We start from the raw sequence: 15,975 nt of genomic DNA, 5'->3' as shown, positions 1-15,975 counted from the left end.
TTAATTAGTAAAGGCGAGTAGTACGTACAGATTCGCGAGTCAATTTCTTTTGATAACGCTTAACTGCAGCAGCTTTTTTACGCTTACGTTCTTGAGTTGGTTTCTCATAGAATTCGCGCTTACGAACGTCAGCTAAAACACCCGCTTTTTCGCATGAACGTTTGAAACGACGGATAGCTACGTCTACTGGTTCGCCTTCTTTCAACTTAACTTGTGGCATGTAAAATCCTCTAAGATTATGGATAAGATCTAATGCACGATTGCACTAGATCGCAAGTGAAGGTCAGTATTTTACTCATTTACAACTCAGATCACAAGTCTATAATAGCTCTGATATTATTTTTGATCGTTGTAAAGGCAGTTTAATGATTGTTTTGGGCTTAGAAACTTCGTGTGATGAAACTGGGTTAGCACTCTATGATAGCGAGCTCGGATTACGAGGACAGGTTTTGTATAGCCAAATTAAACTGCATGCAGAATATGGCGGTGTCGTACCAGAGCTGGCTTCACGTGATCATGTTCGTAAAATGATTCCTTTGATTAATCAATTGCTTGAGCAGAGTGGTGTTAAAAAGCAAGAGATTGATGCTGTTGCCTATACCCGTGGTCCAGGATTGATGGGTGCACTGATGACTGGAGCATTATTTGGCCGCAGTTTGGCCTTTGCATTTAATAAACCTGCAATTGGTGTGCATCATATGGAAGGTCATATGCTTGCGCCATTACTTTCGGAAACGCCACCAGAATTTCCATTTGTGGCTTTATTAGTTTCAGGTGGTCACACTCAACTCATGGCAGCCTATGGGATCGGTCAATATGAATTGCTCGGTGAGTCAATTGACGATGCTGCAGGTGAAGCCTTCGATAAAGTCGCAAAAATGATGAAACTGCCTTATCCAGGTGGGCCGAATATTGCGAAATTGGCGTTACAGGGTGATGCCAAGGCATTTGAATTTCCACGACCAATATTACATCAAGGTTTAGATTTTTCTTTTAGTGGTCTTAAAACAGCGGTTTCTGTACAATTGAAAAAGCTAGGTGAAGAGAATCGTGATGCCGATGTGGCAGCTTCTTTTCAAGAAGCAGTTGTTGATACACTCGCTAAAAAATCAGTGAAAGCTTTAAAGCAAACAGGTTTAAAACGTTTGGTGATTGCAGGTGGTGTGAGTGCAAATCTACGATTACGTGAGCAATTGGAAACATCACTTAAAAAAATCAAAGCTCAAGTCTATTATGCTGAGCCTGCATTGTGTACTGATAATGGCGCCATGATTGCCTTTGCTGGATATCAACGTTTAAAAGCTGGGCAACATGATGGTTTAGCGGTGACGACGACACCAAGATGGCCAATGACTGAGTTACAACCGACCTAAAATGGAACTTATCATTTTTGTAGGTGGGCAAGCTTCAGGTAAATCAACATTCTTTAAGCGATATTTCTCTGATACTCATATTCGTCTCAATCTTGATATGTTGAAAACCAGACATCGTGAGAAAATATTGTTTAATGCCTGTTTAGAAGCAAAACAGAAAGTTGTTATTGATAATACCAATCCAAGTAAACTCGATCGAAAGATATATGTTCAAGATGCAAAAAATGCACACTTTAAAGTGATCGCATACTATTTTGATAGCAGTTTGGATGATGCTCTTTTTCGGAATGAACGACGTGAAGGTAAGGCGAAAATTCCCCGAGTTGGTGTTATTTCAACTTTTAAAAAGTTAGAAATACCTGAACTTTATGAGGGTTTTGATGAAATTTACAGCGTTTCAATTGATCAAGAAAATGACTTTAATGTGAGATTGCTGTATCAAAGAGAACAATAATGAGATTTGAAGATTTAGATATAAGATTAAGAAAATATGAGACGGCTTACGATTTCTGTATTCCGCCCGAAAATTATATTGTCGTAAGGTTGGATGGTCGTGGATTTACACGGTTAACCAAAGATATTTGGCAATTTGAAGCACCATTTGATGTACATTTTAGAGATTTAATGGTAGAAACCACAACCCATTTATTACAGTGTGGTTTTAATATCGTTTATGGTTACACCCAGAGCGATGAAATTTCTCTTTTATTCCATTACCGTGATGAAAGTTTTAACCGTAAGGAACGCAAAATTCTTTCTATTTTAGCAGGTGAAGCCAGTGCAAAATTCTCAGTGATGCATGGTCAAATTGCTACTTTTGATGCTCGAGTTTGTGTTTTACCCAATTCGCAATTAGTAGATGACTATTTCCGTTGGAGACAAGAGGATGCTCATCGAAATGCATTAAATGCACACTGCTATTGGATGTTAAGAAAATCGGGTCATGCAGTAGCTGAAGCAACGGAACAAGTTAAAGGGTTAAATCGTCAAGAAAAGCATGATTTACTCTTTTCACAGCAGATTAATTTTAATGAACTTCCTGCATGGCAAAAACGTGGTACAGGTGTTTATTGGAAAGACGTTGAGAAAATGGGTCTGAATCCGAAAACTGGTGAAATTACACAAACGACAAGAAGGCAATTAGTTGCTGATTTTGATTTGCCTTTAAATGAGTTTTATAGTGAATTTATAGGTCAAAATTTTTTTTGAAAATATTTTTATGAACTACCGTTCATAATGGAGTTGTAAGTTGAAAATTTCTTATATTTTTACATGTGGCCGATTAGAGTCTTTATTTAAGATTCTCTGTCTCACTCAACAAGGTGAGAAAAAGGTCGAGTCAAAAGAAAAGGTCGTTGAACAATATAAAAAAGACATCGCTTTAGGACGTCCTTTTGAAGAAACTGAACTTTATCAAATAATTGAACAAAGTGAAGAAAAGATTGTCATTAACCGTTTGAGTAATATTCTGCGTGAAAAACCTACTCAGCAGAAGGGTAGCTTTGATGCGGACGAATATAAGACCGGCGCATGGTCTGAGTTTAGTGATTATAAGCTGGCGGTTCGATTCTCAAATGCGAAAACTGAGTTAAGTGAAAAGCACTTTGCAAAAACGGGTGAATACATGACCAGTCGTGGTATTGCAAAATTGACAGGTTTTAATCCAAGCAATATTAAGAATATGCTGCATCATAAAAGAAGTGTTGTGAGAAAAATGCTCACAACCTTAGAGAAGTTAGCAAAAGAGTATTAATATTTAAGCTGTATGTTTGATGCAGAAAAAATTTATTTTCTGCATCAATTCTGAATATCTCTAATCTTAAATAAAAAAATTAATTTGGTTTATCTGCTTTAGATAACACGGCCAAACATACAAAAATCAATGCCATACCAACCCAACCAATCGGTGCCAGTTGCTCGCCTACCAATAAGACCGCAAATAAAGCGGCAACCAGTGGTTCAAATAAGGTTAGTGTGGTCGCGGTACTGGCTGAAATAGTCTTTAAAGCGTAACCAAATAGCAGATAGCCAAGGAACATTGGAATCAGCATCATATAAGCGACAACATACAAATTCACAGATTCATCAAAAAGATTTGAACCAGTAAAAAACAGTGTTGGTAATAAGATTAAAGCACCGAAGCCAAAAATTAATCCCATTGAAGCCTTTGAATCGACACCCCGATCAATCATTTTTTTAGCAGCCCAAGAATATAAAGAATAGGTCAGTGCCGCGATCAGTCCGAGAATAATGCCAATAGTTTTTTGGTCTGTAGTCATTATTTGTGTCGCACCTTGAGCGTGAGACTCTCCTAGAGATAACAGCAATACTCCTACAACACCAAAAACAAAACTAATAAACCATTTCCCCGAAAGTGCTTTTTTATCAAAGAACTTTTCCAGTATTGCCGTAAATAAAGGGGCTGAACCAATTGAAACGACAGTCCCAATCGTAATCCCCGCCATACGCATTGATGAATAAAAGGCGAGAGGATAGATCGCTACAGAGATCATGCCTATCAAAAGTAAAGGATAATAAGAGCCAATTTGAGGTAAATGACTGCGGATATTTCTATGGGCTAATAAAGCTTGTAATAAGCCACCGCCACCCATTGCGATTGCGCCAATCGCTAAAGGACTTAGATTTGGCGCGTAAGAGGCAGCAGTACCTGTCGTTCCCCATAAAATAGAGGCAATTAAAACGGCGATAAAGCCAGAATGAGTACTGAAATTAAAAGATGAACTACTCAATTTGAAATCTCGCGTTCTAATAAATTTTGAACCATTTGTTTTGCCGCAAATACTTTCTCACTGGAACTTTCTAAACCTGCACGGGCAATCGAGCCTTCTAATATGAAAGAAATAAGTAGCGAAAGTCGTTGGACTTTTTGCGGTTCTTTGAATAATTGTGATAAATGCCCAGCCACAATATTTTCGATTTCATCTTTATGATTTTTGACGGCTAAACGTTCAGGACTATGAGCAGGAAATTCGGCTGCTGCATTCAGTAAACCACAACCACGAAAACCTTTTTCATAGGCAAATTCAGCGTGATCTTGATAAGCATCAAATATAGCTAAAATGCCATCAATCGGTGTTTTGATCTGAACTTTTCTTTTCTTATATAAGTCTAACCATTCTTGATGGCGAGCTTCGATATAACAGGTAATTAGGTCAGATTTGGTTGGAAAATTATTATACAAAGACATTTTCGCGACTTTGGCTTTGTCTGTAATGCTATTAATGCCTGTGTTAGTAATCCCATCATTGTAAAACAGTATGGATGCTGCATCTAAGATTTTTTGTTTTGCTGATTTGGTGCTCATAATTAAATATAAATTAGGTATACCGATCTACCTATTATTATGGGAAAATATAATAATTAGCAAGAGAAATTTATTGAATTGATTGATAGAAAGTTTTCTATGAGCTTAAAGGGATGGAGAAAGCTTTGATCTTCTCCATCACGGCTTTATTTATTTGATAGTCTTTTTAGTATGAATCAATGCTAAACCATAAATTGGCCATTTGTTTTCTGATTTGAGGTTATTGACCAACCAAGCAATCAGTACAAGAGAGGTTGCACCGAATAATACTGGGAAAAATAAGAAACTCCAGTGATATTCAATGGTATTTGCTGTAAGTAAAATCACGAGTGGGTTTGCACCAGCAGGTGGATGGACACAGCGCAATAATTGCATGGCAGCAATGGCACAGCCAACAGAAAGTGCAATACTGATTGTGGTGATACCAAAAAGTTTAAGAAAGAGTAAACCAATGAATGCCGAGATAAAGTGCCCAAGAATAACATTACGAGGTTGGGCTAATGGCGATTGAGATACGGCATATAACAGTACGCAAGTTGCACCAAACGGTGCCATGATGAATAAATTATTTGTCAATTTACTGAGGAAAATCAGGATTAAAATACTCAGTGTTCCGCCGACTAAGCTTCTAATTAGATCACTGGATTGCGGTGCTGGGGCGAGGTGCTCTTTACCTTGGAATATTGATAACATTTCATTCTCATTGAATGGTTGCTTTGAAATGATGATATCGCTAAAATTACAAATAGTACAGATCTGTACTATTTGAGCGAGTAAATTTTTATGTCTAAATCGGCCCACAAAATATTGGATACAGCAGAAAAATTATTTTATGAAAATAGTTTTGTTGGTGTGGGTGTTGATTTAATTCGGGATGAGTCAGGCTGTTCAAAAACAACGATGTACACTTATTTTAAAAATAAAAATCAATTGGTGAAGTCGGTTTTACAGGCACGAGACGAAAAGTTTAGGAATAGTTTGGTTGCTTATGTTGCAGGTGAAACAGGGCGACCAGCATTAGATAAATTGATTGATTGGCATCTGTTGTGGTTCCAAGAAGATAATTTTAAAGGATGTCTATTTGTTCGAGCAGTTGCCGAATCGCATTTGGGTGATCAAGACATCATCATGGTTTCGAAAGAGCATAAGATTTGGATTCGAAACTTAATCGCGCAATATTTAGCATCTTTTTCCAATGCTGATGTATTAGTTGAAATTATTTATACTTTGATTGAAGGATTAATTAGTCGCTTTTTAGTAGAAGGTTATGATGTCAAAGTTGCAGTAGAGATTAAAAAATCAATCAGGCAAATTGTTGATAGTTTTACTCAGATTGATCTTAGTCAAAAAGAAATTTAATCCTAAATCAATAAGCCTTTGAACACTAATCAAAGGCTTATTTTTCTTAATTCAAGACTTTTAATCTTTAAAGGCATTTTGATTTTCGACATCAATATATTCAAGATAACCACGACCTTGAACTTTTGGGTTTTGATATTCACCCGTGAAAGTGTATGTACTTGCATAACCGATCCCGTGCCTGCGGCTCTGGCATATTCATAGGTACATAACCCTTCTGCGAGGGTTGTTTGTCCTTGATATTCGAGTTGACCTTTAAATTTTGACAATAAACTAAAATGATCATAAATCGGGGTTTTAATAAACCAAGAGGCTTGATCTGTAACATCTAAATCAAACTCAAACTTTAAGCCATGATAAGCACCTTTGAGATGAATATTTGGTAAAGTACCTTCAATCGAAACTTCTTGCCCCAACTCAATTTGCCAACCATTTTCTTGGATATGAGTCTCTTCAGGCATGATATAGGCTTTTAATAAATGCTCATCTAAAGCGGCGGTGCTTTAAAAGAAAGTTGCTGTTTTGCGCGGATCACCCAAGATAATTTCATCATGATCAAAAGCCAATGCCCCAGGCGTACCAAGCAAGATCATAATATTCAAATAACGATGTGGCTCAGGTAGCAATGGAAAGAAGATGCCATAGTGTGTCCATGTATAGAATTTTTCTTCAGTTCTAGGACGAATGATTTCTGGTTCAGAAAAAGGACTCGTTGAATATTTAATCGCTTGATCTAAGGTGTTTTGTGCGAGTAATAAACTTTTACCCAAAATTTTGCTTGTAAGGGATGAGGGTGGCAATTGTTTTTTCATCTTGTTTGCTACGTTCTTTCCATACTGAAAAGCTAGGTTATGAAAAACAATTGCCTTTGCTAAGCGGAAATAAGGACAAAGCCAAAGCTTTTTAGGGCAATCTCCCTAAACCTTGTTAGAACCTATCCAATATTAATTTCATTCTTTTTTGGCAATTGGAAAAATAATTTGTTAAATTCTCCCCCATGAGAAAACCATATCCCAGCGACATTAGTCGAGAAGCCTTTAAAGAAATTGAACCGTTACTATTGAGCGGAAGAAAACAAACGCGTCCAAGAGTCGTTGATGTCTATGAAGTGTTTTGCGCCTTGCTCTATATTCTAAAAAGTGGATGTCAATGGAGTATGCTTCCTCGAGACTTTCCACCTAAAAGCACTGTGCATTATTACTTCTCGATTTGGAATAGAAAACCATCAGAAACTGAACCTAGCATACTTGAGCAGGCTTTAAAAAAATGTGGTTGGCGAGGCCCGTATCAACAATGGACGGAAAGAACAAACGAGCTTTATCATCATTGATTCACAAAGTGTAAAAAACACAGATACCGCACGTAATAAAGGCTATGACGCTGGTAAAAGAGTTTCAGGGATTAAAAGACATATCATTGTTGATACTCAAGGTCTGCCTCATGGAATATTTATTACGACAGCAGATAAAACAGATCGTCAAGGTGCATTAGATGCCATAACTTTACATAGAGACACCTTACAAAATGTAGAGGTTGTACTTGTTGATGGTGGTTATACAGGCGAACCCTTTTCTTTGGCTGTTAATGATTTAATCAGAGCGCGAGTTGAAGTTGCTAAACGAAGTGAATTACATAAATTTGCAGTCATACCACAACGCTGGGTTGTGGAAAGATCATTTGCTTGGTTAGAAAAATGTAGAAGGCTTTGGAAAAACTGTGAAAAGCACCTAAATACGAGCCTTCAGTTCATTAATTTAGCCTTTTTAAGGCTACTTTTGCATAGAAAATATTCTGGATAGGTTCTTAGACAATTTTTCAAGGTTTTGCGAACCGATCCAATGCTTAGAGAACTGATAGGCTGCACGTCCTGAACGTTGCCCACGTGCTTGGCACCATTTCAAACTTTCAGCACGAACAATGTCGTTATATTCCAAATTTGCTTGAACAATATAATGCTCAACAATTTCTAAATACAGTTGTTGATCCATTGGATAGAAGGAAAGCCACATACCAAAACGATCAGACAATGAAATTTTTTCCTCAATCGCTTCTTGAGGATGTAACTCGGTATATTGAGGAACATCGACTTTACGCATAGGCGTATTTTCATGCATAAATTCAGGTAGTAAATGACGGCGGTTACTGGTTGCATAAATAATAAAATTACTTGAACCCGATTGAAGTGAGCCATCCAAGACACTTTTTAAACTACGATAATTTTCATCTTCTGCGTTAAAAGCAAGATCATCACAATAAACAATAAATTTTTCAGGACGATGTTCTATTAATTTTTGGATTTTAGGTAAATCAGAAAGATCATCTCGTTCAATTTCAATTAAACGCAAACCTTGTGCTGAATATTCCGTAAGTAAGGCACGAACAATCGATGATTTCCCTGTACCGCGTGAGCCTGTGAGTAAGACATCATTGGCAGGTAAACCATTGAGAAACTGTAAAGTATTTTGAATAATCTTGGCTTTTTGGCGTTCAATCCCTTTTAAATCTTCTAAATACATTTTTTTAGGTTGTTGAATTGCAACTAATTGTTGATTTTCCCATCGAAAAGCAATCGCAGAAAAATCTGTGGGTTGTTTAGGAGCAGGGAGAACTTGTTGTAACTGTGTCAAAACACTGGATAACGATTGGATAATAGATTCGGGTAAATCAAGAATAGCCATAAACACAAACCAAACTCAGTGATTAATGAATAGGGATACTATCATCGCTATAGTCGAAATGCAGAAAATATCATGAAAAATGTTGCAAAAGGTCAATTTTACCCTTGATTGTTGGTGCTGCTTTTTGCATTGTATAAGTGCGAGATGATAAGAATATAATGAAAAATAGGAATGCTAATGTTTAATAGAGCTCAAGAAAAAAGAAATACATATCAATTGCATAGAGTCGATATGTTAAAAGAGAGCTTGCAACAAGCGAGTTCTTATGCGGAATGGAAAGAAATTGCACTAAAATTGGATGAAGAAGCGGGGCATGAAGCATGGAAATATGACAATCAATCGCCTTACTTTGATGCAGAAATTTTGTCTAAACGATATAACCTATTAAAAAAATATCGAATGCAACATCGAACTTTAGATTTAATTTATGTTCTTCGTGAAGGCTTATCTTATGACTTCGCCAATATTGGTCATCCAATGTTATTTGCACAAACCTATATTGGTACCAAAAGAATTATCGAAAACTATGTGGAAGAAATGAGTGAATGTCTTCGCTATTTAGCTTCTAGTGAATGTATTACTTTTCAACTCAAAGAAAAAATTCAATTTTTTAAAGAATGTCAAAGAGCCTATGGACAACCTGCACTTATGTTCTCTGGTGGTGCGACACTGGGTTTATTTCATACAGGTGTATGTAAGGCTTTGCTCGAACAAGATTTGATGCCTCGAGTTCTGTCTGGTTCAAGTGCAGGGGCGATCATGACTGGCATGTTGGGTGTATCATCGGCTGATAAAATTCCAGAACTGCTCAAAGGTGAACATTTTTTTAGTGATGCCTTTAAATTTAGAAAAATGACAGAATTGATTCGAGGGAATGGTGGAATTGCTGATGTGATGTATTTGAAAAAATTCCTAATGAATAATTTGGGGGATGTAACATTTGCAGAAGCTTATCAACAGTCAAAACGCCACATTAATATTGTGATTGCGCCCTATAACACGGCACAAAATCCACGGATTATGAATGCACTGACTGCACCGAATGTTTTGGTTTGGAGTGCGGTTTTAGCTTCCTGTGCTGTACCTGTATTATTTCCGCCGGTGCATGTAACCAGTAAGCGTTATGATGGTCAACATACGCCGTATCTAGCCAATACAAGGTGGGTGGATGGAAGTATGCGCAGTGATTTTCCACAAGAAAAAATGGCACGTCTATATAACATTAATTACACTATTGCTAGCCAAGTAAACCCACATATTGTGCCTTTTATGCAAAGTGATACGGAACGATTTCGTCGAGATGTGCTGAGTTGGCCTGAGCGAATTATTCGGCATCAGGGCAAAGCTATTGCGATGGAATTTCTTGATCTAACGCGCCATTATATGGGGGATTTTTTCCCGATTCGCCGTATTTTAGATCATGGCTATGGAATTTTAGGACAACGTTATTATGGGGATGTGAATATTATCGCCAAGTATGGACTTCGCCATTATCATTACATGCTCAAAAACCCACGTCCAAAACTTTTTAAAATCTTACAGCAAGAGGGTGAAAGGGCAACATGGCCTAAGATTTCCTCCATCGAAATACATGCACGGATTGGTAAAACCATTGAGCATTGTTTAACATCATTGCGAAAGCAGCAAGAAAAGCAGCAGAATGATTTTTACTACGTGGATCTCTGATTCAAACTTTCAATGGGATGACTTAACTTTAACAACCAAATCTGAGAGCTATGCGTTTGGGCGGCGTTTATATACTTTTCAGGTCGCACAGCAACAGTACTGGCTCAAATTCCATCTAGCGAATACCCATGATGTGTTAGAGCAAGCTTTTCAGCGTGAATTAGATTTCTATCAACAACATGCCCAAATTGAGCAAACTTTTTTATTAGCACATCAAATTATTCAGCTTCGGGATATCACAAGTGGTATGGATTTTCCTGAGTGTGGGGTAGGGTTACTCAGTCCTGATACAAATCAATTTTTCGATACGATTGTAAATGTAGCGAATACTGAAGCGATTCAGCACAAGATTCTTATTGCATTAAATGCGCTAAACAATATGCATCAACTGGGTTGGATTCATGGAGACTTAAAAGTTGAACATTTCCGATTATATGAAAACTCATGCAAATTGATTGATTTTGAGCAAAGCTGCAAATTAGAGCATTCAATAGAGAATTTAACGGCGACTCCACGTTATATGGCACCTGAACTTTTCCATGGGAAGCCGAAAACCGTACAAACTGATTTATATGCATTCGGCATCATTCTTTATGAATGGTTGTCTCAAACGAGAGTATGTGCAAAAAATTATCATGATTGGGCAGTTTTACATTGCCAAAAACTAGAGATTCAATTGCCTAATGAGTTACAGTGTTTTTTACCTTTGCTAAATGGTCTATTGCACAAACATAAAGAACAGCGGTTGAACTCCGTTGTTGAAGCAAAACATTGTTTAAATGCGATTAATTTGCTGTAAAAATAAACATAAATAATTGATTTGAATATTATATGTGCATTTGGTAGGGTTTTTTATCAGAAAGACTTGTCATAAAGCATGTTTCTCACTAATATGCATACCCATCGGGGGCGTGGCGAAATTGGTAGACGCACTGGATTTAGGTTCCAGCGCCGCAAGGTGTAAGAGTTCGAGTCTCTTCGCCCCCACCAAATTTAAAAAGCAAGATTTTCTTGCTTTTTTTATGATTAAATCAGAAATGAGTTAATCATGCAGTTATAGAGGATTGGTGTAATGGTAGCATGACGGTCTCCAAAACCGTTCGTCAAGGTTCGAGTCCTTGATCCTCTGCCAAATATGAAAAGGAGCTTTAAATAAGTTCCTTTTTTTATTTCAATAATTTTTTCATTTGTATATGAAAAAAGCATTAGCTTTCAGATGCATAGTTTTTTTATAAAAAAGGCTTGTCAGCAAGAAAGTTTATCACTAATATACACATCCATCGGGGGCGTGGCGAAATTGGTAGACGCACTGGATTTAGGTTCCAGCGCCGCAAGGTGTAAGAGTTCGAGTCTCTTCGCCCCCACCAAATTTAAAAAGTAAGTGTTTTACTTTTTATGATTAAGTCAGAGATGAATTAATCATGCAGTTATAGAGGATTGGTGTAATGGTAGCATGACGGTCTCCAAAACCGTTCGTCAAGGTTCGAGTCCTTGATCCTCTGCCAAATAAATAAAAAAGCCCTTGTATTTACAAGGGCTTTTTTATGCTTTTTGATTCAATAATTCAATTGAATGAATATCAGTTTTTGGTGGTGTTCTAAAAAGTATGCTCATAAGAAAAGGAGGCAAGGAGGAACAATTCAGCTATATTTAAATGTGTGAAAATCGAAATAGAACTTCATTGTCCTCGATGCCAGAGTACAAGTATAAAGAAGAATGGCATTAAATACGATGGTAAGCAAAACTATCGTTGTAAAGAATGTAATAGGCAGTTTGTGGGTGACCATAATTTGACGTATTTAGGCTGTCATTCAAAAGCGGTCAAATTGATTTTGCTTATGCTTGTGCGATGTTGTGGCATTCGGGATATTGCAAAGATTACGAGGTTTAGTATTGGCAAGATACTTAAAACGCTTACACAATCAAATCATGAAATAATTCCTCAAAGAACTCATTATAAATGCTTGGAAGTTGATGAATTTTGGACATTTGTAGGCAACAAGAAAGATAAGCATTGGCTACAGTACGTCTATGATAGAAGTAGCGGAGAAATAGTGGCTTTTGTATGGGGAGGAAGAGATGCTCATACAGCACAAAGGCTAAAAAACCGTTTAGAAGAACTGGGTATTACTTATGATTGTATATCGAGTGATCATTGGGAAAGTTTCATCAAAATTTTTAAGCCGGACCAAGAAGGGAAATATTATACAGTCGGGATAGAAGGAAACAACTGCCGATTAAGACACCGCATAAGGCGAGCAGTAAGAAGAACATGCTGTTTTTCGAAGAAGGTATTGAATCATGTAAAAGCTTTTAATCTTGGATTCTTTTACATTAACCACAGTTTTGTATAGTGATGTTAAAATGATCAGCATACATTTTGAAACACCACCCAGTTTTTAATCACATTTGCTTAACGTATTAATCGTAATCAATCATCTATTCAATTGAAAAAACTAGAAAAAGCATAGGGAGCATATTCGCTCCCTATGCTTATTTTTGATCGTGTTTGATTATGGTGTTGCTAATGCTTTTGCCAATAGTGGTAAATTTTGACCTGTTGCAGCCGCTAAAATAAAGTTTTGACTTGGTGTGGTGATTGTCCATTTTTGATTATTTCCACCGCCACAGCCATAAGTAATTAATGTACCGCGACCATCTGCACTTGGCGCACCACCACCACTTAGATCTAAGCAACTACCACCTTGACGGAACTGTTGAGTTGAACCAGTAATAGGTGTTTCCCAAATTTGATTACTAACACTGTTATTGCAGGCAGCGAGAGTTGCACCTGATAAACAGAATTCAGGATATTGTACGCTGTGAATTTTGCCCACAGCATCATAGATCCATAGGCTAGAATTATCGCCAGTACAATTATTTCTACCACTCATAAATACACTTGGTTTGCCTGTGCTAGTCGAAATTTCAGCTTTGAGGCAAGCTGAATTCATATTTGGCATCACAAACATTGTTGCACCTGCCAGTGGATTGCTACTGGAAAGACCAAGTTGGGTGACAAAGCTTTTTAACGCATCATTTGCAGCGGTGATATTTGCAGTTAAGTCATTGCGATAGACGTTGACCCAACGGTTTAAACGGTATAATTGTGCTTGTTGGTTGCTGAAGCGATCAAACTCTTGGCGTGCGGTTGCTGAAAGCTCATTTTTAAAATTCTTATAAGAATCATAGAGAATTTTATTGTTTGGAGAGAGATTTGCAACAAGTTTACCTTGGTTGCTGAGTAGAGCTTGTTCTAATTGCGGGAGTTCAACTTTGCGTAACGCTGTAAAGCCTTGTTCCTTACCAATAGTGACCGCAGCAGGGAGAGGTTGTGCGTAGCTTGGAATGACAATCGACGAGAGTTTGTTGGCTTGTTCATTGGCACGTTTACAATATAAATCAACGCTTAGAGGTGCATCACTTTGAGCCAAATTAATATGTAGTTTGTTTGCATTACTGCTCATTCGATTTGGAGCAAGTGCGATGTTTTCTTCTGCTTTAGACGCGTATTTGACATTGATCCAACAGCTTGCATTTGTAAGGTTTGTTTGTGCTTGAGGGAGGGTAAATACATTCCCCCAGTTGCCGCGTGCGGCAGGGTAAAGTAGACCGACTTGGTTGACAGGGTCGTAGCCACCTAAAATGGTAAAGACAGGTACACCAAATTGAGTTGGTTTTAGATAATTGCCATCAGGACGGTTGTACCAGACTTGACTTGAATTTGGAACTTTAGGTTGCGTGACATCCATTTGGCGTGTTGTCGCATTCCAACGTTTGTATCCTGTAGTGGAGCTTGCATCCCAAACTGGGCGATCAAATGCGGGTTGTATTCTGATCTTTGTACTATAGCCTGTATAATGAGTGAAACGAGACAGTGCGCTAGAGTAATTACCACCCGCCATGGCATCAGTACCATAGGTATAGGCATTTTGAAAGATAGGCGTGCCACCTAAACGATTGTCTAAATTTGTATTATTCCAGTTTAAATTGCCTCGCATACGATTACGATAGGCAATATAGCCCCAACCACTATCTGGATGATGAGCTGCCCAAAAGTAGTTCTCTCCGTTTTGTCCAGGATAGTGTCCTAAGCCATAGTGATGCCCAATTTCATGGCTAAATTCATTACCTGCTGAATTAATCAGCGTTAAAATACCGTTACCACCACTCAAACCATGACTGACATCACCATTTTCGTATTTACCCCAAGCATGGTGAATGACTGCACTTTGAGTCAGTTGAGGTTGCTCTTGGCTTGACATTGATGCACTGGTTACACCCCAATTTGCAAGATTTATTCCTGTACTAAATGTTGATTTAGCAGTATTTTCTCGCATATCACCACTGTAGACATCACCTGTTGTGGCGCTTTTGTCATTATAAATGACACCACTTGCAACCATAACCTGATTCAGTTGCATGTCATCATACTTTGTGACGATCATTTTTGCCGCAGGAATCGTTTCAAAATAATCAGTACCCGCTTTTTCAGGTTCGTTCAGCATATAGTGACCACTAGATTGTCGAGGTGCGGTGAGCATGCCTAAACGAATGCTTTGAACCACTAATTCACCTGGCGCTCCAAAATCAATCGATTGTGCACCGAGTCGCCCGTTTTTAAGGCTAATAGGATCTATAATGCGAATATTTAAACCCGGTTTGACTTCATCCCAGTTAAGGGTTGCTGTCCATGTGCGTTTAGAGTATTGAACTCTTGGGCGAGCATCGCCGTTAGATTGATCTGAGGCGGGGATTTGAGTGGGTTCTAGTAATGCAACACGACGTATTAAACGACTATTTAAATAGATTTCTGCATTTAGTTGTTGCACCTCACCCATGTCGGTATTTGGGGTGACTAAAAGAAGTGCATCTTTTTCACTGGTAAGACGAGGCATACTTTTCGCTTCATTACCGTTTGGGTCTACAGTATGGTTTTGTGCAAATTGAATCATTGCAGCAAAGTTACCAACAAGGTCGTTACGTATAGGGCGCACATTGCCTTCTAGATCGTAGTCGTAGAAACCAAGGGTATTAGAATCAAAAACATCTTTATTTGGCTCAGGATATGCACCAGACGTAGCGAGTGCTTTTGCTTGAGCACTTGTTGCTGATTCAGTTTTGTTATTATCGGCTGTTTCTTGTGTGTTTCCACCACAGCCAGATAATAGAGCTAATGAAATACATAAGCTCAATGTGCTTATTGAGGAGTTTGTCACAATTTTCATATTTAGATTAACCGAATGAATAAGATATTAAATAAAATATTGGATTTAAAATAATATAACTTAAATTGAATTGCTGAGTATATAAGTAATAAACAAAATAGTTATTTTGTTGTGTGATGCTGTTCTTGTTTTTTTATTTAAGTGTTATTGGATTTTTATAAAAATAAAATATGTATAAGGTGTTCTCATCCGCTAAGATATTGTTATTATGTGACATTTATTGGCATATTTTAACAAATATTATAGCGTTTTGAAGTGTGTCTTTAAACTTTATCTTAAATTATCATTTATTTTAATTTTATATATTTAGTATTAATTTGAAAATA

Annotated in this window: 15 protein-coding genes, 4 tRNA genes and 1 pseudogene; 13 read left to right on the top strand and 7 right to left on the bottom strand. The window is 37.5% G+C overall.

The window, feature by feature from the left end; all coding sequences use genetic code 11:
* Positions 1 to 4: 4 nt before the first annotated feature.
* On the bottom strand, positions 5 to 220 hold the full coding sequence (gene rpsU / locus O1450_RS10075; protein WP_004652785.1) for a 30S ribosomal protein S21: 216 nt from the start codon (positions 218 to 220) through the stop codon (positions 5 to 7).
* A gap of 145 nt (positions 221 to 365) precedes the next feature.
* Here rpsU and tsaD point away from each other — a divergent pair, with 145 nt between their 5' ends.
* Genes tsaD through O1450_RS10055 form a run of 4 tightly spaced genes read left to right on the top strand, consistent with a single transcriptional unit; the run spans position 366 to position 3,126 of the window.
* A complete protein-coding gene (gene tsaD, locus O1450_RS10070; RefSeq protein WP_178883191.1) occupies positions 366 to 1,373 on the top strand; it encodes a tRNA (adenosine(37)-N6)-threonylcarbamoyltransferase complex transferase subunit TsaD in 1,008 nt (335 codons plus the stop codon).
* A 1-nt stretch (position 1,374) separates the two neighbouring features.
* On the top strand, positions 1,375 to 1,827 hold the full coding sequence (locus tag O1450_RS10065; protein WP_269228311.1) for an AAA family ATPase: 453 nt from the start codon (positions 1,375 to 1,377) through the stop codon (positions 1,825 to 1,827).
* A complete protein-coding gene (locus O1450_RS10060; RefSeq protein ID WP_269228310.1) occupies positions 1,827 to 2,582 on the top strand; it encodes a tRNA(His) guanylyltransferase Thg1 family protein in 756 nt (251 codons plus the stop codon). Before O1450_RS10065 ends, O1450_RS10060 begins: the two co-directional genes overlap by 1 nt.
* A 40-nt stretch (positions 2,583 to 2,622) precedes the next feature.
* On the top strand, positions 2,623 to 3,126 hold the full coding sequence (locus tag O1450_RS10055) for a hypothetical protein (protein ID WP_269228309.1): 504 nt from the start codon (positions 2,623 to 2,625) through the stop codon (positions 3,124 to 3,126).
* Between the two features lie 79 nt (positions 3,127 to 3,205).
* Here O1450_RS10055 and O1450_RS10050 read toward each other — a convergent pair whose 3' ends face one another.
* The 3 genes from O1450_RS10050 to O1450_RS10040 all read right to left on the bottom strand — a co-directional run bounded on the left by O1450_RS10050 (position 3,206) and on the right by O1450_RS10040 (position 5,391).
* On the bottom strand, positions 3,206 to 4,123 hold the full coding sequence (locus O1450_RS10050) for a DMT family transporter (RefSeq protein ID WP_269228308.1): 918 nt from the start codon (positions 4,121 to 4,123) through the stop codon (positions 3,206 to 3,208).
* Positions 4,120 to 4,698, bottom strand: coding sequence for a TetR/AcrR family transcriptional regulator (locus O1450_RS10045; RefSeq protein WP_269228307.1), 579 nt, complete (start codon positions 4,696 to 4,698; stop codon positions 4,120 to 4,122). Before O1450_RS10045 ends, O1450_RS10050 begins: the two co-directional genes overlap by 4 nt.
* Positions 4,699 to 4,848: 150 nt before the next feature.
* Complete coding sequence (locus O1450_RS10040) at positions 4,849 to 5,391, bottom strand: HPP family protein (protein WP_269228306.1); 543 nt, start codon at positions 5,389 to 5,391, stop codon at positions 4,849 to 4,851.
* Positions 5,392 to 5,481: 90 nt separating this feature from the next.
* Here O1450_RS10040 and O1450_RS10035 point away from each other — a divergent pair, with 90 nt between their 5' ends.
* Positions 5,482 to 6,057: a TetR/AcrR family transcriptional regulator gene (locus O1450_RS10035; protein WP_269228305.1), complete on the top strand. Its 576-nt coding sequence runs from the start codon at positions 5,482 to 5,484 to the stop codon at positions 6,055 to 6,057.
* Positions 6,058 to 6,218: 161 nt separating this feature from the next.
* Here the strand turns inward: O1450_RS10035 and O1450_RS10030 are convergent.
* Positions 6,219 to 6,869 (bottom strand): annotated as a pseudogene (locus O1450_RS10030) (DUF6670 family protein); the annotation flags it as partial.
* Positions 6,870 to 7,054: 185 nt separating this feature from the next.
* On the opposite strand from O1450_RS10030, the gene O1450_RS10025 reads away from it, so the two are divergent.
* Positions 7,055 to 7,856, top strand: a protein-coding gene (locus O1450_RS10025; protein WP_269228195.1) for an IS5 family transposase whose coding sequence is annotated in 2 segments (ribosomal slippage) — positions 7,055 to 7,318 and positions 7,320 to 7,856 — 801 coding nt in all. Because the reading frame shifts where the segments join, the coding sequence is not laid out codon by codon here.
* On the opposite strand, the gene O1450_RS10020 is transcribed toward O1450_RS10025, so the two are convergent.
* Positions 7,827 to 8,735, bottom strand: a complete 909-nt coding sequence (locus O1450_RS10020; RefSeq protein WP_269228304.1) for an ATP-binding protein — start codon at positions 8,733 to 8,735, stop codon at positions 7,827 to 7,829. The genes O1450_RS10025 and O1450_RS10020 overlap by 30 nt on opposite strands.
* Before the next feature lie 177 nt (positions 8,736 to 8,912).
* Here O1450_RS10020 and O1450_RS10015 point away from each other — a divergent pair, with 177 nt between their 5' ends.
* The 7 genes from O1450_RS10015 (at position 8,913) to O1450_RS09985 (ending at position 12,775) form a co-directional block, all read left to right on the top strand.
* On the top strand, positions 8,913 to 10,421 hold the full coding sequence (locus tag O1450_RS10015; RefSeq protein ID WP_269228303.1) for a DUF3336 domain-containing protein: 1,509 nt from the start codon (positions 8,913 to 8,915) through the stop codon (positions 10,419 to 10,421).
* A complete protein-coding gene (locus tag O1450_RS10010) occupies positions 10,396 to 11,220 on the top strand; it encodes a protein kinase domain-containing protein (RefSeq protein WP_269228302.1) in 825 nt (274 codons plus the stop codon). Before O1450_RS10015 ends, O1450_RS10010 begins: the two co-directional genes overlap by 26 nt.
* 106 nt (positions 11,221 to 11,326) lie before the next feature.
* A tRNA-Leu gene (locus tag O1450_RS10005) sits at positions 11,327 to 11,411 on the top strand.
* Between the two features lie 68 nt (positions 11,412 to 11,479).
* Positions 11,480 to 11,553: transfer RNA gene (locus O1450_RS10000), tRNA-Trp, on the top strand.
* Positions 11,554 to 11,703: 150 nt separating this feature from the next.
* Positions 11,704 to 11,788, top strand: a tRNA-Leu gene (locus O1450_RS09995).
* A gap of 64 nt (positions 11,789 to 11,852) precedes the next feature.
* A tRNA-Trp gene (locus O1450_RS09990) sits at positions 11,853 to 11,926 on the top strand.
* A 153-nt stretch (positions 11,927 to 12,079) separates the two neighbouring features.
* Complete coding sequence (locus O1450_RS09985; RefSeq protein WP_269228301.1) at positions 12,080 to 12,775, top strand: IS1 family transposase; 696 nt, start codon at positions 12,080 to 12,082, stop codon at positions 12,773 to 12,775.
* A gap of 159 nt (positions 12,776 to 12,934) precedes the next feature.
* Here O1450_RS09985 and O1450_RS09980 read toward each other — a convergent pair whose 3' ends face one another.
* Positions 12,935 to 15,649: a M66 family metalloprotease gene (locus O1450_RS09980; RefSeq protein WP_269228300.1), complete on the bottom strand. Its 2,715-nt coding sequence runs from the start codon at positions 15,647 to 15,649 to the stop codon at positions 12,935 to 12,937.
* Positions 15,650 to 15,975: the final 326 nt, after the last annotated feature.

It is taken from the genome of Acinetobacter sp. TR11, from assembly GCF_027105035.1.
Classification (GTDB): domain Bacteria; phylum Pseudomonadota; class Gammaproteobacteria; order Pseudomonadales; family Moraxellaceae; genus Acinetobacter.
This window is presented reverse-complemented; position numbering and strand designations above follow the sequence as displayed.